The 16,990-nt window shown below is 70.1% G+C and carries 16 protein-coding genes and 1 tRNA gene; 11 read left to right on the forward strand and 6 right to left on the reverse strand.

Annotation, left to right across the window (positions count from 1 at the left end; genetic code table 11):
- Positions 1-50 precede the first annotated feature (50 nt).
- Positions 51-743 carry a phosphocholine cytidylyltransferase family protein gene (locus tag ABD212_RS11120; protein ID WP_344094540.1) on the reverse strand — a complete coding sequence of 231 codons (693 nt, stop codon included), beginning with the start codon at positions 741-743 and terminating at the stop codon, positions 51-53.
- A gap of 198 nt (positions 744-941) precedes the next feature.
- Between ABD212_RS11120 and ABD212_RS11125 the strand changes: the two genes are divergently transcribed.
- The 3 genes from ABD212_RS11125 to ABD212_RS11135 all read left to right on the forward strand — a co-directional run bounded on the left by ABD212_RS11125 (position 942) and on the right by ABD212_RS11135 (position 4,358).
- The gene (locus ABD212_RS11125) at positions 942-2,486 is read left to right on the forward strand and encodes an ABC transporter ATP-binding protein (RefSeq protein ID WP_344094542.1); all 1,545 of its coding nucleotides are present in this window, start codon (positions 942-944) and stop codon (positions 2,484-2,486) included.
- Positions 2,462-4,030 carry a hypothetical protein gene (locus tag ABD212_RS11130; protein WP_344094544.1) on the forward strand — a complete coding sequence of 523 codons (1,569 nt, stop codon included), beginning with the start codon at positions 2,462-2,464 and terminating at the stop codon, positions 4,028-4,030. The genes ABD212_RS11125 and ABD212_RS11130 overlap by 25 nt, the downstream gene beginning before the upstream one ends.
- Before the next feature lie 61 nt (positions 4,031-4,091).
- Entirely contained in the window at positions 4,092-4,358 is a 267-nt protein-coding gene (locus ABD212_RS11135; RefSeq protein WP_344094547.1) for a DUF3039 domain-containing protein, read from the forward strand.
- An 8-nt stretch (positions 4,359-4,366) separates the two neighbouring features.
- On the opposite strand, the gene ABD212_RS11140 is transcribed toward ABD212_RS11135, so the two are convergent.
- Positions 4,367-5,716 (reverse strand): nicotinate phosphoribosyltransferase, encoded by a 1,350-nt coding sequence (locus ABD212_RS11140; protein ID WP_344094549.1) that lies wholly within the window; start codon positions 5,714-5,716, stop codon positions 4,367-4,369.
- 45 nt (positions 5,717-5,761) lie between these two features.
- Between ABD212_RS11140 and murI the strand changes: the two genes are divergently transcribed.
- The 4 genes from murI to ABD212_RS11160 all read left to right on the forward strand — a co-directional run bounded on the left by murI (position 5,762) and on the right by ABD212_RS11160 (position 9,143).
- On the forward strand, positions 5,762-6,595 hold the full coding sequence (gene murI / locus ABD212_RS11145) for a glutamate racemase (RefSeq protein WP_344094552.1): 834 nt from the start codon (positions 5,762-5,764) through the stop codon (positions 6,593-6,595).
- An 8-nt stretch (positions 6,596-6,603) separates the two neighbouring features.
- On the forward strand, positions 6,604-7,383 hold the full coding sequence (gene rph / locus ABD212_RS11150) for a ribonuclease PH (protein WP_344094554.1): 780 nt from the start codon (positions 6,604-6,606) through the stop codon (positions 7,381-7,383).
- A gap of 17 nt (positions 7,384-7,400) precedes the next feature.
- Positions 7,401-8,054, forward strand: a complete 654-nt coding sequence (rdgB, locus tag ABD212_RS11155) for an RdgB/HAM1 family non-canonical purine NTP pyrophosphatase (RefSeq protein ID WP_344094741.1) — start codon at positions 7,401-7,403, stop codon at positions 8,052-8,054.
- Between the two features lie 177 nt (positions 8,055-8,231).
- Entirely contained in the window at positions 8,232-9,143 is a 912-nt protein-coding gene (locus ABD212_RS11160; RefSeq protein ID WP_344094556.1) for a cation diffusion facilitator family transporter, read from the forward strand.
- 8 nt (positions 9,144-9,151) lie between these two features.
- On the opposite strand, the gene ABD212_RS11165 is transcribed toward ABD212_RS11160, so the two are convergent.
- Complete coding sequence (locus ABD212_RS11165; RefSeq protein WP_344094559.1) at positions 9,152-11,671, reverse strand: ATP-dependent DNA ligase; 2,520 nt, start codon at positions 11,669-11,671, stop codon at positions 9,152-9,154.
- A 58-nt stretch (positions 11,672-11,729) separates the two neighbouring features.
- On the opposite strand from ABD212_RS11165, the gene ku reads away from it, so the two are divergent.
- Positions 11,730-12,638, forward strand: coding sequence for a non-homologous end joining protein Ku (gene ku / locus ABD212_RS11170; protein ID WP_344094561.1), 909 nt, complete (start codon positions 11,730-11,732; stop codon positions 12,636-12,638).
- 23 nt (positions 12,639-12,661) lie between these two features.
- Here ku and ABD212_RS11175 read toward each other — a convergent pair whose 3' ends face one another.
- From ABD212_RS11175 to ABD212_RS11185, 3 genes are all read right to left on the reverse strand, one after another.
- Positions 12,662-13,444 (reverse strand): DedA family protein, encoded by a 783-nt coding sequence (locus tag ABD212_RS11175; RefSeq protein WP_344094562.1) that lies wholly within the window; start codon positions 13,442-13,444, stop codon positions 12,662-12,664.
- A gap of 96 nt (positions 13,445-13,540) precedes the next feature.
- Positions 13,541-13,622, reverse strand: a tRNA-Leu gene (locus tag ABD212_RS11180).
- A gap of 49 nt (positions 13,623-13,671) precedes the next feature.
- The gene (locus tag ABD212_RS11185; RefSeq protein ID WP_344094564.1) at positions 13,672-13,884 is read right to left on the reverse strand and encodes a PLDc N-terminal domain-containing protein; all 213 of its coding nucleotides are present in this window, start codon (positions 13,882-13,884) and stop codon (positions 13,672-13,674) included.
- A gap of 142 nt (positions 13,885-14,026) precedes the next feature.
- Between ABD212_RS11185 and ABD212_RS11190 the strand changes: the two genes are divergently transcribed.
- From ABD212_RS11190 to ABD212_RS11200, 3 genes are read left to right on the forward strand one after another with little or no spacing between them, the layout of a single operon-like run.
- Positions 14,027-15,184 carry a TadA family conjugal transfer-associated ATPase gene (locus ABD212_RS11190; protein ID WP_344094567.1) on the forward strand — a complete coding sequence of 386 codons (1,158 nt, stop codon included), beginning with the start codon at positions 14,027-14,029 and terminating at the stop codon, positions 15,182-15,184.
- Positions 15,181-16,038, forward strand: coding sequence for a type II secretion system F family protein (locus ABD212_RS11195; RefSeq protein ID WP_344094570.1), 858 nt, complete (start codon positions 15,181-15,183; stop codon positions 16,036-16,038). The genes ABD212_RS11190 and ABD212_RS11195 overlap by 4 nt, the downstream gene beginning before the upstream one ends.
- Positions 16,026-16,967 carry a type II secretion system F family protein gene (locus ABD212_RS11200; protein ID WP_344094573.1) on the forward strand — a complete coding sequence of 314 codons (942 nt, stop codon included), beginning with the start codon at positions 16,026-16,028 and terminating at the stop codon, positions 16,965-16,967. The genes ABD212_RS11195 and ABD212_RS11200 overlap by 13 nt, the downstream gene beginning before the upstream one ends.
- The last annotated feature ends 23 nt before the right edge of the window (positions 16,968-16,990 follow it).

A 16,990-nucleotide genomic window follows, 5' to 3' on the forward strand; every position in this document is an offset into this window, starting at 1 on the left:
CAGGCCGATCATAGGCGGCTGTCGAGCGATGCGGCCGGGCTTGACACCGATCAGACGAAGAGGTTCGCCCGCTCGAGATCCTCGGCGAAGTCGACCTCGACCGCGTACAGGTCGGAGATGTCGAGGGGCTCGAGCAGGAGGCCGTCCTCGGCGATCGCGAGTTCGAGTCCGCGTTCGAAGTAATCCTGGTCGTCGACGCGCGTGAGCTGGCGCATGAAGGCCTTCTTGTCGCGGCTCGACACGTAGTTGATGCCGACGGCCTCGCCGATCCCGCGCTTCACGGTCTTGGAGAGCTCGTTGATGTAGCCCTCATCGGAGACGGTGTACTTGACCTCTTCGTCACTGACCTTCGAGGTGTTGACGGTGACGAACGACTGGTCGCGCTCGATGAGCTCGATCGCCCGGCCGAGGATGCGCGGGTCGAAGACCACATCGCCGTTCATCCACAGCACCCCGCTCCTGCCTGTGCTTGCGAGCGCACGCAGCAGGCTCTTCGACGTGTTGGTCTGGTCGTACACGTCGTTGTAGACGTAGTCGGCCTCGGGGAAGGCCTCGACGATGGTCTCGGCGCGATAGCCGACCACGGTCGTGATCCTCGCTTCGTCACCGAACACGGCGCGGATGTTGTCGTGCTGCTGCCGCATGATCGTGCGGCCGTCGCTGAGCTCGGTGAGCGGCTTCGGAAGGCTCCGGCCGAGCCGCGAGCCCATGCCTGCAGCGAGGATTACGGTCTGAAGGGTCAAAATCTGCTCCTGGAGTGCGTGTTGGTCACTGTCGGTTCACCGACGCGACACCCCCTCGTGCCTGCCTCATGGTAGCGGGACGACCTGGCAAGGTGCATAATGCTGGTCCGCCGTTGCCGTTTCGTGACATTACGCTTTCCTCATGTTTACCCCAGCGGGTTTGACCGGCCGGACAGACCCGCTTGATACCTTGGGTCGGTGACAGCTTCCCTCCCCGTGCCCCACGACGCCGAACCGGGTGAACCGGACGACAGTCGTGAGGCCCGCGAGGTCGTCTCGATCGCACCCTCCGCCGAGAGTGAAGCGCGGCGGCCGTCCGCCCGCGCCCGCCCGGCGAAGGCCAAGCCCAAGACCCCCAGACCGCCTCGCCGTCCGGTCGCCGAAGATCCTGTTCGGCCGCCCCCTCCGCCGCCGACGCCGGCCGAACTGGCCGCAGCTGGCATCGTGGTGCCCCCCAAGCCGCCGCTTCCGGCGGGTGGGCGACCAGATGCCGCGGCAGAGGTCGACGTGGGCACGGAGGATCCGCCGGCCGAGGCTGCGGTGATCATCGAGTCCGCACCTCCCGACCAGGCGCCCGGGGATGCGAGCGCCATGGACATCGAAGAAGAGGCCGAGATCGAATCGACGATCGTGATCGTCAGGGCTCCCGAAGCGAGGCCCGAAACCGAATCCCCATCCATGGTCGAAGCCGTTCTCGCAGCCGGGCCCGAGGCCGAATCCGCAACGATCCTCGAAGCCGCCCCGGAGGTCGACCCCGCCCCCGAAGTCGCCGCTGCGCCCGAGCCCGAGGTTGACCCCGAGCCTACGCCCGACCCGGGCTCGGACCCCGTGCCCGTGACCGCGCCGGTGCGAGCGGTCGCCACCGCCCTCGTCGCCGAACCCGAGACCGACGTCGCCTCGCCCTCCACCGCCGACGAGACCGCACTCGCGCCGGCGGTCGTCGAGGACCAAGCCGACGATACGTCGGCGGCATCCGGCACAGCCGAGCGGGCGCTCGTCATCCGGGGGATCGCCAAGAGCTTCGGGGACACCCGAGCGGTCGAGGGGATCGACCTCACCGTTCCCGCCGGCACGTTCTATGGGCTGGTCGGTCCCAACGGAGCCGGCAAGACCACCACCCTCTCGATGATCGCGGGCCTGCTGCGGCCCGACAGGGGATCGATCACCGTGGCCGGCGTGGACGCGGCATCCCGCCCCCTCGCCGCGAAGCGCATGATGGGGGTCCTGCCGGACCGGCTGCGCACCTTCGACCGGCTCACCGGCCGGCAGCTGCTCTACTACTACGGAGTACTGCGCGGACTGTCCCCGGCCGTCGTCGAGAGCCGCACGGCCGACCTGGCCCGCGCGTTCGACCTCACCGAGGCGCTCGGTCGCGTCGTCTCGGACTACTCGGCCGGAATGGTCAAGAAGGTCATGCTGGCGGGCGCGCTGATCCATTCGCCCCGTCTGCTCGTCCTCGACGAGCCGTTCGAGTCGGTCGATCCGGTCTCGAGCGCGATCATCCTCGACATCCTCTCGACGTACGTCGCGCACGGCGGCACCGTGATCCTCTCCAGCCACGGGATGGAGCTCGTCGAACGCGTGTGCTCGCGAGTCGCCGTCATCGTCGCGGGCCAGGTGCTCGCCGAGGGCACGATCGACGAGGTGCGCGGCGAACTCACCCTCGAACAGCGCTTCATCGAGCTCGCCGGGGGATTGAGCGACGTGGAGGGCCTGGAGTGGCTGCACACATTCTCCGACTGAGGGTCGCGCTGCTGTTCGGGGCGCTTCGCGGGGACCGCGGCCATGTGACACGGATGGTGATCGGGCTGCTCGTCCTCGTCGGCGGGATCGCCGCGGCATCGTGGGCTCTGCTGTCCCTTCGGGATGCCGAGGCCGACGTCGTCCTGGCGATCACGGTGCTCGGCGGTTCGGCGGTGACGCTCGGTTTCGCGCTCGCGCCGCTCATCGGCGGCGCCCACGACCCGCTCGACCCGCGGCGCTTCACGGTACTGGGCCTCGGCGGAGGCAGGCTCGCAGCGGTGCTCGCAATGGTCGGGTTCATCAGCATCCCCGCTCTCTCGCTGCTCGTCCTCGCGGTGTGCGCCGCGATCGTGTGGAGTGATCACGGCGCCCCGTGGATCGCGAGCGCCGTCGGGGCGATCCTCGGGGTGGCGACGTGCGTCCTGCTCGCGCGAGTCTGCATGGCACTGGGTTCGCTGTTCCTGCGCCATCGCAGGTCGCGGGAGCTGTCCGGCCTCTTCGTTCTCGTGGTGCTGGTGGTCGTCATCCCCGTCGGAGTGTTCCTCGCGTCGCTGGAATGGCACGGGAGCGTCCCCAGCCAGCTCCTCCAAGCGGCATCGACGCTCGCCGTGACGCCGTTGGGCGCGGCGTGGGCGTTTCCTGGTCTCATCGCCGAGGGCGACGACAGCGCCTGGATGTCGCTCCTCGTCGCGGTCGGCACGATCGTCGTGCTCGGCGCGATGTGGGCGTGGCTCGTGCATCGCATTCTCACCACGACAGAGCGACCGGCCCCCGAGCGTGAGCGAGGCGGCCTCGGGTGGTTCGGCGTGGCACCGGGCACCCCGGGCGGGGCGATCTCGGGACGCAGCCTCATGTACTGGTTCCGCGATCGCCGCTACATCGTCAACGTGCTCGTGATCCCGGTGGCAGCCGCCATCACGGTCGTGCCGCTCCTGATCGCCGGCGTTCCGCCCGAGATCGTCGCGCTCGTCCCGGTGCCCTTCGCCGCGCTGTTCCTCGGCTGGCTGCCGCACAATGACGTCGCCTACGACTCGACCGCCCTGTGGATGCATGTCGCCACCGGAGTGAGAGGGTGGTCGGACCGGATCGGCAGACTCGTGCCGGTGCTCCTCGTCGGCCTGCCGCTGCTCGCTGTCGCCGTTCCCGTCGCGATCTCGCTGCACGGCCGGTGGGCGCTCCTGCCCGCACTCGCCGGCATCTGCCTCTCGCTGTTCCTCTGCGGGCTCGGGCTTTCGAGCATCGCATCAGTGGTTGCCCCCTACGCCGTGTCGCGGCCTGGCGAGAGCCCGTTCCAGCACCCGCCGCGGATCGGAGCAGGCGCAGGCCTGTCACAGGGTCTCGTGATGGTCGGCAGCATCGTGCTCAGCGCGCCGGCGCTGTGGTGGGGCTGGATCGCGCTCACCCGCGACATCGACGCCGCGATGCTGGCTCTGTGGGGAGGACTCGCCATCGGCCTCGTCGTCCTGATCCTTGGAGTCGTCATCGGATCGTTCGTCTTCGAACGGCGCGGCGGGCGGCTGATGGAGTTCGCCGAGTCCACGTGACCGCTCGGGTGACGACATCCGCCTGCCCTGCCACGGCCCGTGCGGGCTAAACTGACTGACCATGAGCACCCCCCTCGAAAGCCCGGACCAGGGCGGCCTTGCCACCCTAGATCGCGAGCTCGAAGAGCTCATCCGCGAAGAGAACATCGAGCCCGGAGACCACGAGCGCTTCTCGCACTACGTGAAGAAGGAGAAGATCCTCGAGTCGGCGCTCACCGGCAAGCCGGTACGGGCACTGTGCGGCAAGAAGTGGACGCCCGGTCGCGACCCCGAGAAGTTCCCGGTGTGCCCGACCTGCAAAGAGATCTACGAGTCCCTCGTCGGCTGATACAGCGCTCAGACCGCTTCGATGTACACGGTCGGGATCGCCGGATCCGAGCGGCTGAGCGCGAGCGCGCGCACCGGCAGCTCCTCGAGGACCCGCGCGTGGTGCTGACGGGCGGCGGCGACGCCCTCGCGGCCGAGGTACGCGGCATCCGGTTCGCCCTCGGCGACCAACGGCACCTGGAGTGCGCGGGCATCGGGATGCGTGACCGCGGTCTCGAGCTCTTCGAAGCCGTCCGACACGGCGATCAGCTCGCTCGTCGCCGTTCCCTCATCGAGCGTGCGGAACGCCGCCTTGCGGCCGCCTTTGGAGGACTTGTCGACCGATGCCTTCTCGACCGCGACCCAGCCGCCGGTGGCGTCCTGGCGTGCGACCAGCTTGTAGACCATCCCGGCGGTCGGTGAGCCCGAGCCGGTCACGAGCGACGTTCCCACGCCGTACGAGTCGACGGGGGATGCCGCCAGCGCCGCAATCGCGAACTCGTCGAGGTCGCTCGTCACGGTGATGCGGGTGCCCGTCGCGCCGAGCTCGTCGAGCTGCGCGCGCACCTGAGCTGCGACGATCGGCAGATCGCCGGAGTCGATCCGCACACCCCCGAGCTCGGTGCCGGCGACCCGGATCGCGGTCTCGACGCCTCGAGCCGTGTCGTACGTGTCGACGAGCAGCGTCGTGCCGACGCCGAGCGCGTCGATCTGCGCGCGGAACGCCTCCTCTTCGGTGTCGTGCAGCAGCGTCCATGCGTGCGCGGCGGTGCCCATCGTCGGGATGCCCCAGGTGCGCCCGGCCTCGAGATTCGACGTCGCACCGAACCCGGCGATGTAGGCGGCGCGCGCGGCCGCGACCGCGGAATGCTCGCCTGCGCGGCGCGACCCCATCTCGGCGAGCGGGCGGTCTCCAGCAGCGATGCTCATGCGGGCCGCCGCCGTCGCGATGGCGGAGTCGTGGTTCAGCACGCTCAGCCCGAGCGTCTCGAGCACGACAGCCTCGGCGAACGTCCCCTCGATCGTGAGGATCGGCGACCCGGGGAAGTAGAGCTCGCCCTCGCGGTACCCGGCGATGGAGCCCGTGAAGCGGTACTCCTCGAGGAAGGCGAGGGTCGAGGCATCCACCATCCGCTCATCGCGGAGGAAGCGCAGCTCGTCGTCGCCGAAGCGGAAGTCCCGGATGAGATCGAGCAGCCGCCCGGTGCCGGCGACGACCCCGAAGCGCCGGCCGCCGGGCAGCCGCCGGCCGAACAGCTCGAAAACGCATCGGCGACCGGCGGTGCCGTCTCGCAGGGCTGCATCGAGCATCGTGAGCTCGTACCGGTCGGTGTGCAGGGCGGTGCTGCGCGAGGCGCTGCCTTCTGGGGCGGGGCTCATGCGCACAGCCTAGTGACCGGCATCCGGCGGGTAGGCTGGCTGATCGTGGATGACGCGCCGATCGGGATCTTCGACTCCGGGGTCGGCGGGCTCACCGTCGCCCGGGCGGTGTCTGCGCAGCTGCCTCGGGAGTCGATCCTCTACATCGGCGACACGGCACGATCGCCGTACGGGCCGAAGCCGATCGCCGATGTGCGCCGCTATTCACTGGAGATCCTCGACACCCTCGTGGATCAGGGCGTGAAGATGCTCGTGATCGCCTGCAACACCGCTTCGGCCGCCATGCTGCGCGACGCGCGCGAGCGCTACGACGTGCCCGTGGTGGAGGTGATCGGACCCGCCGTCCGCACTGCGATGTCCACGACCCGCAACGGCCGGATCGGGGTCATCGGAACCGCGGGCACCATCGGCTCGGGCGCCTACCAGGACATGCTCGAGGTCAACGAGCGCCTGACCGTGTTCGCGCAGGCGTGCCCGCGCTTCGTCGAGTTCGTCGAAGCGGGTGTCACCGACTCACCCGAGGTGCTCGCGATCGCCGAGGAGTATCTGGCCCCGCTCCGGCGCGCGGACGTCGACACCCTCGTGCTCGGGTGCACCCATTATCCGTTCCTCGAGGGCGCCATCAGCTATGTCATGGGACCGGACGTGAGCCTGGTCTCGAGCGACACCGAGACGGCGAAGGACGTCTACCGCCAGCTGGTCTCGCGCGACCTGATGGCGGGTCCGGATGCCGCACCCACCCATGTCTACGAAGCCACCGGTGCGTCGGCCGATGAGTTCCTGAGCCTCGCGCACCGTCTGATGGGCCGCGAGGTCCGCGAGGTGCAGCTCGTCCAGACCGGCGCCATCGACCTGCCGCGCTCCGGCATCCATATCTGAGGAGACCCATGACCCTTCCACAAGCTCAGGACGGCGCCGGCATCACCCGAGCCGATGGCCGCGCCGTCGACGAGCTGCGCCCGATCACGATCGAGCGCGGCTGGAGCGCGCACGCCGAGGGCTCGGCGCTCATCTCGTTCGGCGGCACCAGGGTCCTGTGCACGGCGTCGTTCACCAATGGCGTGCCCCGGTGGCTGGCCGGCAAGGGGAAGGGCTGGGTGACGGCGGAGTACGCGATGCTGCCGCGCGCGACGAACGACCGCAACGACCGCGAGAGCGTCAAGGGCCGGATCGGCGGCCGGACACACGAGATCTCGCGGCTCATCGGCCGCGCGCTGCGGGCCGTCGTCGACACCAAGGCGCTCGGCGAGAACACGATCGTGATCGACTGCGACGTGCTGCAGGCGGATGGCGGCACGCGCACCGCCGCGATCACGGGAGCCTACGTCGCGCTCGCCGATGCCGTCGAGTGGGGCCGCGCGAAGAAGTTCGTCGGACAGAAGTCGACTCCGCTCATCGACTCGGTATCGGCGGTGTCGGTCGGCATCATCGACGGAGAGCCCATGCTCGATCTCGCATACGTCGAGGACGTCCGCGCCGAGACCGACATGAACGTCGTGGTCACCGGTCGCGGCCTGTTCGTCGAGGTACAGGGCACCGCAGAGGGCGCACCCTTCGACAAACGAGAGCTCGACGCCCTGCTGGAGCTCGGACTCGCGGGATGCGCGTCGCTTCGTGAGCGTCAGCTCGCGGCCCTCGCTCCGGCGGACCCGGCGGCGCCGCAATGACGGCTCGGCCGGACGAGATGGCGTCGGCGATCGCGGATGCCGCGGCGGAGACGGCCGCGGATGGCGGCGTGCGTCAGATCGTGCTGGCCACTCACAACAGGCACAAGGTCGAGGAGTTCCAGGCCATCGTCGCTGCGACCCGGCCCGACCTGCAGGTCGTGTCGTACGACGGTCCCGAGCCGGTCGAGGACGGCGTGACATTCGCCGAGAACGCGCTGATCAAGGCGCGTGCAGCGGCGGCCCATACCGGACTGCCTGCGCTCGCCGACGATTCCGGCATCTGCGTGGACGTGCTCGGCGGCGCTCCCGGCGTGTTCTCGGCCTACTGGGCAGGGCACGCGAAGGATGCCGCCGCCAATCTGAAGCTGCTGCTCGACCAGCTGTCCGACATCCGGGATCCGCACCGCACCGCGCGGTTCATCTCGACGATCGCGCTCGTCGTGCCCGGTGACGCGTCGTCGGAGGAGGTCGTCGAGGGCGTGTGGCCCGGGCGTGTCGCGGTCGCGGAGTCGGGGTCCGGGGGTTTCGGCTACGACCCGGTCTTCATCCCGGACGGCCAGGATCCCGCGGCCGAGCGGACCGTCGGCGAGTGGGCGCCCCACGAGAAGAACGCGGCATCCCACCGCGCACGGGCGTTCCAGGCGCTGGCACCGCTGCTCGCCGCGGTATAGCCTCGTACTCCTCTGGTGGGCGTTCGCGACGACCGCTGAGCTGCTGGCTCCCGTGCCGGTGCTGGTGTCGGCGAAACCGGCGGGTGCCGCGCCGGCGCTCGGCTGATGAGAATCAGACTCATTCCCGACTAGCCGGAACGGCGGTGGTCCGCCGTCCATCGGGCTTAACCTGGCCCCATGCACGACCATGCCCCGACGGGGGTTCGCGGCGCGAGCAACCGCCGGCTGCTCGCGACATCGCTCGCGATCACCACGCTCGTCATGGTCGTGCAGATCGTCGGAGCGGCGCTGTCGGGCTCGCTCGCGCTGTTCGCCGACGCGGCGCACATGTTCACGGATGCCGCGGCCCTCGTCATCGCGCTGGTGGCGAGCATCGTGGCGGCAAGGCCCGCGAACGACCGGCGGACGTTCGGGTATCAGCGCGCCGAGGTGTTCGGTGCGCTGGCGAACGGGATCATCCTCATCCTGCTCTCGGCCTGGGTGGCCGTGGAGGGGATTCAGCGACTCGTCGACCCCGGCGCGGTGCAGGTGTCGGGCGGGCTCATGCTCGTCGTCGCGATCGTGGGGCTCGTCGCCAATGGCGTAGCGATGTGGCTGCTCAGCGCCGCGCAGCGGCGCAGCATCAACATGCGAGGTGCGTATCTCGAGGTGCTGGGCGACCTGGTCGGTTCCGCCGCCGTGATCGTCGCCGCGATCGTGATCCTGCTGACCGGCTGGGTGCAGGCCGACGCGATCGCGTCGCTGCTGATCGCGGCCATGATCGTGCCGAGAGCCATCTCCCTGCTCGGCGAGGTCGTCTCGGTGCTGGCCGAGTCGGCACCCAAGGGCACGCAGGTCAGCGACATCCGCAGCCACCTGCTGTCCACCGCGGGCGTCGTCGACGTCCACGACGTGCACGTGTGGCAGCTGACCCGCGGCGCCCCGGTGTTCACCGCCCACGTCGTGGTCGACGACGCGGCGCTCAGCGACGGACGGGCGGGCGGCATCCTCAGCCAGCTGCAGAACTGCCTGTCCCAGCACTTCGACGTCGAGCACTCGACGTTCCAGCTCGAACCCGCCGGGCACGTCGAGCACGACGCGCACGCGTGACGCCGGCGTCAGCTCTCGCGCACGACCTCGTCGGGCGACTTGTCGGGGCGGAGTCCCCGCCAACGCGAGTGGCGCAGGATGCCGTCCGGCGTGAACTCCGCGAACTCCACTTCGCCGACCACCTCGGGCCGCACCCACAGTGCGTCCGACGCATCCGCCGCGGGGATGCCGACGAACGGGTTCTCGCCGGTGCGCAGCGGTGTGAGCACGGCTGTGAGCTTCGCGAGCGTCGAGTCGCTGAATCCCGATCCCACGCGCCCGGCGTACTGCAGGCCATCGGGACCCGGGATGCCGAGCAGCAGGGATCCGATCGAGCCGCTTCGTCCACCCCGGCCGGGGCGGATCGCGCCGATGACCACCTCCTGCGTGCGGGTGAGCTTGACCTTCAGCCACTGCTCCGAGCGGCGCCCGCGGCGGTACGGCGACGCGGGGTCCTTCACCACGACCCCCTCGAGGCCGAACGTGCGCGCCGCCGCGAGCGCGGCATCCACGTCTTCGAAGACCGGCGGCAGCACGATCGGCGCGGCGGCACGCGCTGCGATCCGCTCGAGGATCTCGCGGCGCTCAGCGAGGGGCAGCGACGCGACGTCCGAGCCGTCGGCGGCCAGCACGTCGTACAGGAAGTAGTGCACCGGTGTGCGCGGTGCTTCGAGGGCGATCTCGCGCGCCTTCGCGAGGTTCATGCGGCGCTGCAGCCGCGGAAAGCTCGGCCGCCCTTTCGCATCGAGGGCGACCACCTCGCCGTCGACGATCGCGGGCTCATCGCCGAGCCCCGCGTCGATCGCCGTGAGCTCGGGGTACTTGGCCGTGACGTCGTTGCCGCTGCGTGCACGCAGATGCAGTCGCCGTCCGTCCCATACCCCGATGGCGCGGATGCCGTCCCACTTGACCTCGACCCACGCGCCCCACCGGCCAGCCGATGCGCGCGCGATCCCCGGCGTGCTCGTCGTCGCGAGCATGGGGGCGAGATCGGACGGGGTCGGTGCCGTTGCGGTGTGCGGGCTCCCTTCGCCCCTCTCGGGGCGAGCGCCTCTGCCGCGGCCTGCGCCGCGCGGCTCGTCCGCCTGCTCGGACGCCTCGACGGACTCGCCATCGGGCTGCGGCCGGCCGTCGGCGTCCGTCTTCATGCGGTGCAGCAGCCACTGCGACTTCTCGCCCGAACCCGACGTGCGAAGAAGCGCCAGCCGCACACGGCCGAGCGGCCCGCCAGGGCGCCCCTCGGCCGTGAAGATGATCTCGTCGTCCCGCCACTTCTCCAGCTCGAAGCGGCCCTCGTCCCAGATCGTGACGGACCCCCCGCCGTACTCGCGCGCGGGAATGGTGCCCTCGAACATCGCGTACTCCATCGGATGGTCTTCCGTCTGGATCGCGAGATTGTTGCGCTTGTATGAGGGGGGCACTCCGCGCGGCACGGCCCAGCTGGCGAGCACGCCGTCGCGCTCGAGCCGGAAGTCCCAGTGCAGCGCCGTCGCGTGATGCTCCTGGATGACGAAGATCGGCAGCTCGTCGGTCGGTCGCTGTGCGGCCGCCGGGTTGGCGGGCACCGGTTCGGGCGTGCGGTCAGCGGATCGCATCGAGATGTAGGTGCTGAGCGGCCCTTCGTCGGCGATACGGCCACCCGCGTGGAACCCCAGCGGCGAGAGCGGGTCGCCGAGCTCTTCCACCCTCTCGAGCACCTCATCGAACAGGAGGTGGCGCAGCCCGGGGTCGTCGAGCTCCTCCCAGGTGCGCGGGACCGCGACCGTCGGATGCGCGCGGCCACGCATCGAATAGGGGGCGATCGTCGTCTTCGCGCCGTTGTTCTGGCTCCAGTCGATGAGCACCCGCCCACCGCGGAGGTCCTTCTTCATGCTGCTCACGACGAGGTCGGGATGATCCGCCTCGATGGACCGCGCCAGCTCGTGGGCGATCGCCGATGCATGCTCGCTCGACTGGCCGGGCGGCAGCGCACTGTAGAGCTGGATGCCCTTGCTGCCGCTCGTGACGGGGTACGGCTCCAGGCCCATCGGGCTCAGGATGTCGCGTGCCCAGCGCGCGACCTCTGCGCACTCGGGCAGCCCCGCGCCCGGGCCCGGATCAAGGTCGAGCACCAGCCGGTCGGCATCGCCGCGTGCGCCGGAGGTCGTGAAGCGCCATTGCGGCACGTGCAGCTCGAGGCTCGCCACCTGTGCGAGGTACACCAGGGTGGCGGCATCCCCGATCAGCGGGTAGTCCTTGGCTCCCGTGGAGTGGTCGATGGGCCTGCGGTGCACCCACTCCGGCGCGCCGCGCTCGAGGTCCTTGGCGAAGAAGGCCTGGCCGGGGTGACCGGTGGTGCCCACTCCATCGGGCCAGCGCTTGCGGGTCACGGGTCGTCCGACAACGTGCGGGATCATGGTCGCAGCGATGCGCGAGTAGTAGTCGATCACCTCGCCCTTGGTGGTGCCGGTGTCGGGGTACAGCACCTTGTCGAGGTTCGTCAGGCGCAGCCGTCGCCCGCCGACGCGCACCACCTGCTCACCCGACCCCGCGGCCCCGGCATCCGCCATGGGCCCATCCTGCCGGAAAAGGTAGCCGTCACGGCTGTGACAGGTGTGTACTGGTGTGATGAGGGCGATCTGGAAGGGTGCGTTGACGTTCGGGCTCGTGAATGTGCCGGTCAAGGTATACGCGGCGACCGAGGACCACGACGTCTCGCTGCATCAGGTGCACAACAAGGACGGCGGGCGCATCCGCTACCAGCGCAAGTGCGAGATCTGCGGCGAGGTCGTCGCGTACCAGGACATCGACAAGGCCTTCGACGACGGCGAACGCACGGTGATCCTCACCGCGGACGATCTCGCCTCGCTGCCGGCCGAGCGCAGTCGCGAGATCGACGTCGTCGAGTTCGTCCCGAGCGACCAGGTGGATCTGCTGACCCTCGATCGGGCGTACTATCTCGAGCCGGACTCCGCATCGCCGAAGGCGTACGTGCTCCTGCGCAAGACGCTCGAGCAGACGGATCGCACCGCGATCGTGCGGTTCTCGCTGCGCCAGAAGACCCGGCTCGCGGCGCTGCGGGTGCGCGGAGACGTGCTGGTGCTGCAGACCCTGCTCTGGGCCGACGAGGTGCGTGAGGCGGCGTTCCCCGCGCTCGATGAGCCGGTCAGGATCTCGGCGAAGGAGCTCGAGCTGTCGGCATCCCTCGTCGAGAGCTTCGCGAGCGACTTCGATCCGTCGGCGTTCACGGACGAGTACCAGGACGAGCTGCGCACCCTCATCGAGGCCAAGATCGAGCAGGGCGACGCGCTGGACACCTCCGAGACCTTCGGCGACCACGACGAAGAGGAGACCGGTGGCGAGGTCATCGACCTGATGGCGGCCCTGCGGGCGAGCGTCGAGCGCTCCCGTGCGGCTCGCGAAGACAAAGGCGGGGGGACGGATGCCGCGGCCAAGCCCGCCGCGAAGTCCACGACCGCAGGCCGCTCGAAGCCTGCGAAGCCTGCCGCGAAGAAGAAGCCCGCAAAGGCGTCTTAGGTCCGGACCCGGCGCCGCGGCCGTCAGACCCGGGGAGCCGTTCCGGCGTCGCCCTTGTCGTGATGATCGTGGTGCTCGATGCCTCGGCTGAAGACCTCGGGATCGAGCACGAGGTGCTTGGCCTCGTCGGCGTCGGTCACGGCATCGCCCTTCTCGGCCGCCTTCCGCGCCTTGCGACGCTCATTCAGGTAGTGCCACGCGGTGATGACGGCCGTGCCGCCGACCGCGATCAGCAGGATCACGTCGATGTACCTCGTCACGAGGTCGGCCACCCACGGGATGAACCCGATCAGGTAGCCGAAGATCGTCAGCCCGAAGCCCCAGAGCATCGCCCCGATGAAGTTGTAGACGGTGTATCGGCGCCACGGCATATGTCCGACACCCGCGGCGACCGGCGCGAACGTGCGGACGATCGGCACGAATCGGGCGAGGATGACCGTGAGGCCGCCGAAGCGGTCGAAGAACGCGTTGGTGCGCTCGACGTTCTTCACGCTGAAGAGGCCGGATTCCTTCCGTTCGAAGACCGACGGCCCGCCCTTGTGCCCGATCAGATAGCCGACCTCGCCGCCGATGAACGCGGCGAGCGCGATGCACAGCGAGACCACCCAGATGTTGAGCCCGAAGATGTTGCTCGTGTTCGTGAGCAGGCCCGAGATAACGAGCAGCGTGTCGCCGGGAAGCAGGAAGCCCACCAGCAGGCCGGTCTCGGCGAACACGATGAAGCACACCACGAGGAGGGCCCATGGCCCTGCCCACTCGATGATCGCGGTGGGGTCGAGCCAGGGAATGAGGGCGGTGGGGTGCACGATGGATCCCGTCGATCGGAGCGGTCGGCGGCCGAGTGCGGCGCGGCGGTCGCTTCAGTCTACGTCGCGCTGGTGGATGCACGCCGAACGGCGAAGTGCGGAAGGAGGGACTTGAACCCTCACGCCCGAAGGCACAGGAACCTAAATCCTGCGTGTCTGCCGATTTCACCACTCCCGCGGGTGCGCCCCAAGTCTAAAGCGGTTGACGGCGGGCGCCCCGGCGTTCGTCAGTACTTGACGCCGAACAGGAAGTAGGCGGCGGGGCCGATCCACTTCACCAGCAGCACCGGCACCCAGGCTGCTTTCGGGCCCTTCACCTCGGCGGCCGGACGGTGCCACAGATCCCACGCCGCAAGGAAGGCGAAGGCCGCCTGCAGGATGTCGAACACTGCCAGTCCGGCGCCGACGGGGGCGCTCAGCTCGCGGTGCTTGTGTGTCATCTCGGCTCCTTCCGATCCGGAAGTCCATCGTGTCACGCTTGGCCGCGTGGGGGCGAGAGCCGGTCCGATTCGGCAGGGTGTCTCCGCATCCGGCTGTGGATAACTATCGGACGCCGATGTCCGGTCTTGCGAGGATGCTTCGATGTCAGCGCCGACCACTCTCGCCACCGCCCCTGCGGCGCTGGTCGCGCAGCGCGTCCGCGAGCGGCTTCGCGCCGAGCGGATGGACCCGGCTCGCGAACCCGACCTCGCCGCGCAGATCGCCCGCATGGAGGTGCGGCGCCACAACGACTTCGCGCTCGCCCGCGGGCTCGCCGCCGTGGATGACGAGACGGCCTGCGTGCGCGAGGTGCTCGCCTCGGTTGCGGGGTACGGTCCGCTCCAGCCGTACCTGGACGATCCGACCGTCGAGGAACTCTGGATCAACGCGCCGGATCGCATCTTCGTCGCCCGCGCCGGCGTCTCAGAGCGCGTTCCGCTCACCCTCACCGACTCGGCCGTGCGCGATCTCGTCGAGCGGATGCTGCATTCCTCCGGTCGTCGTGTGGACCTGAGCCAGCCTTTCGTGGATGCCTCGCTGCCCGACGGCAGCCGCCTGCATGTCGTCATCCCCGACATCACCCACCGGCACTGGGCGGTGAACGTGCGGAAGTTCCTCCCCGCGTTCCGCGACCTCGACCGGCTCGTCGGGACCGGGTCCCTGGCGCCGGCAGCCGCGGACCTGCTCCGCGCCGCCATGCGCGACGGCAGGAGCGTGCTGGTCTCGGGCGCGACCCATGCCGGCAAGACCACCCTCCTGGGTGCGCTCATCGCCGCGTGCCCGCCGCAGCACCGCATCGTCACCGTCGAGGAGACCTTCGAGCTGGCGGTCGGCGCTCCCGATCTCGTCGCCCTGCAGGGGCGTCAGCCGAGCCTCGAAGGATCGGGCGAAGTGACCCTCCGGCGCCTGGTGAAAGAGGCGCTGCGGATGCGGCCCGACCGTCTCGTCGTCGGCGAGGTGAGGGATGCCGAGGCGCTCGACCTGCTGCTCGCACTGAACACGGGCGTTCCCGGCGCGGCGACGATCCACGCGAACTCCGCCCGCGAGGCGCTCGGCAAGCTCGCTGCCCTGCCGCTGCTCGCCGGGCGCAACATCGATGCCGCCTTCGTGCTGCCGGCGGTCGCGGCATCCGTCGATCTCGTCGCGCACTGCGGCCGCGACGCGACCGGCCGCCGCCGGGTGGTCGAGATCGTGTCGCCGACCGGAATCGCGGGCGGCGTCATCGAAGCACGGACCCTCTACCGGGCGGACGCGCCATGACCGTCGTCTGGGGCGCCGCGCTCGCGGCCGGTCTGCTCCTGACGCTCTCACCATGGCTCTGGCCGGCAGGCTCCCCACGACGGGAGGGCATGACCCCCGGCCGGGTTGCCCGCCTGCTCGAATCGGCCGGTCTGCCCCGAGTCTCCCCGACATCCGTCGCGGTCGTTTCGGCGGTCTGCGGAATCGTGGCTGCCGCGACCGCCTGGCTCATCACCCAGGTTGCCCCGCTCAGCATGGTCGCCGCAGCCGCAGGCGTGGCGGCACCCTACGCCTGGCTGCGTGCGCGCCGCTCGCGGTTGCTGCGCGCGAGGCGCGGCCTGTGGCCGGATGTCTGCGATCTGCTCATCGCCTCGGTGCGCGCCGGGATGTCGCTCGCCGACGCCGTCGCGAGCCTCGGCGAGTCTGCGCCTGCGCCGCTTCGGCCGGCCTTCGCCGCGTTCGCTCGGGATGTCGCGGCATCCGGTCATTTCGACTCGAGCGCCGCGCGCTTGAAATCGGCACTGGCCGATCCGACCGCGGATCGCATTGTCGAAACCCTGCGGATGGCGCGCCAGGTGGGTGGCACCGAGCTCACGCCCGTGCTTCGGGCACTTGCCACGTCGGTGCGGGCAGACACCGCTCTGCGCGCCGAAGTCGAGTCGCGTCAGTCCTGGATCCGCGGCGCGGCCGTGCTGGGCGTCGTGGCGCCCTGGGTGATCCTGGCCCTGCTCGCGATCCGCCCCGAGGGCGCCCGCGCGTACGGGAGCCCTGAGGGCGTCGCGCTGATCCTCGCGGGCGCCGCGATCTCGTTCATCGCGTATCGGGTGATGCTGCGGCTCGGCCGGCTGCCCGAACCTCGGCGGTGGTTCGTGTGATACCGCTCGGCGCGGACGACCTGGCGTTCTCCGTCGTCCTCGGAACCGCCCTCGGTCTCGGGGTCTGCCTCGTGCTGTCACGCGCTCCGCGATGGGGAGCCCCGAGCCTCGCGCGGCGCATCGCGCCGTACATCCGCGACGTGACGGATCCCGGCGGTCTCACTCCGGCTCCGGCCTCGGGTCCGCACGACCTGGCGATGGTGTGGCAAGAGGTGCAGCAGCGTCTCGCGCGACTCGGCGGCGGCTCGCAATCGGCGGATCGACGGCTTCGCCAGGCCGGGTGGGCGATGGATGCCGCGGCCTTCCGAGGCCGCCAGCTGGGCTGGGCGATCGCCGGCGTCGCGGCGGGCGGCTTCATCGTCGTTGCACTCGTGCTGCTGGGGCGCGGAGCACCCACGCTCGGCCTCCTTCCGCCTGTACTCGCGGTGGGCGCTGTCGTGGGGTGCGACGCCATCCTCAGCCGCGCCGCCCGCATGCGGGTCGGCCGGATCGAGGAGGAGCTGCCGACCGTCCTCGAGTTCCTCGCCCTCTGTCTGTCGGCAGGCGAGGGCATCCTCGACTCGGTGCGCCGCGTCAGCGAGGTCGGCGCGGGCGAGCTCACCGGCGAGTTCCGCAGCGCGGTCGTGGCCGTTGGCACGGGATCGTCGCTTCCCGAATCGCTCGCGGCGCTTGCGCGGCGGCTCGAGATCCCTTCGGTGGCCCGAAGCGTCGACCAGGTCGTGGCGGCGATCGATCGCGGCGCACCGCTCGCTCAGGTGCTGCACGCGCAGGCGCTCGACGCACGGGAAGACGCCAAGCGCGGCCTGATCGAGCGGGCTGGGCGCAAGGAGATCTACATGCTCGTGCCCCTGGTCTTCCTCATCCTTCCGCTGAGCGTCCTCTTCGCGGTGTTCCCCGGGATCTTCATGCTTCGACTCGGAATCGGCTGACCGCGAGGTCGGAAAGAGAGAGA

The sequence above is a fragment of the Microbacterium deminutum genome, assembly GCF_039530205.1.
GTDB lineage: Bacteria > Actinomycetota > Actinomycetes > Actinomycetales > Microbacteriaceae > Microbacterium > Microbacterium deminutum.

Coding starts and splice junctions, on each gene's coding strand:
- ABD212_RS11135 (WP_344094547.1), top strand. CDS start 4,092: ATGAGCACCCCCCTCGAAAGCCCGGACCAGGGCGGCCTTGCCACCCTA.
- ABD212_RS11140 (WP_344094549.1), bottom strand. CDS start 5,716: ATGAGCCCCGCCCCAGAAGGCAGCGCCTCGCGCAGCACCGCCCTGCAC.
- rph (WP_344094554.1), top strand. CDS start 6,604: ATGACCCTTCCACAAGCTCAGGACGGCGCCGGCATCACCCGAGCCGAT.
- rdgB (WP_344094741.1), top strand. CDS start 7,401: ATGGCGTCGGCGATCGCGGATGCCGCGGCGGAGACGGCCGCGGATGGC.
- ABD212_RS11160 (WP_344094556.1), top strand. CDS start 8,232: ATGCACGACCATGCCCCGACGGGGGTTCGCGGCGCGAGCAACCGCCGG.
- ABD212_RS11165 (WP_344094559.1), bottom strand. CDS start 11,671: ATGGCGGATGCCGGGGCCGCGGGGTCGGGTGAGCAGGTGGTGCGCGTC.
- ku (WP_344094561.1), top strand. CDS start 11,730: ATGAGGGCGATCTGGAAGGGTGCGTTGACGTTCGGGCTCGTGAATGTG.
- ABD212_RS11185 (WP_344094564.1), bottom strand. CDS start 13,884: ATGACACACAAGCACCGCGAGCTGAGCGCCCCCGTCGGCGCCGGACTG.
- ABD212_RS11190 (WP_344094567.1), top strand. CDS start 14,027: ATGTCAGCGCCGACCACTCTCGCCACCGCCCCTGCGGCGCTGGTCGCG.
- ABD212_RS11195 (WP_344094570.1), top strand. CDS start 15,181: ATGACCGTCGTCTGGGGCGCCGCGCTCGCGGCCGGTCTGCTCCTGACG.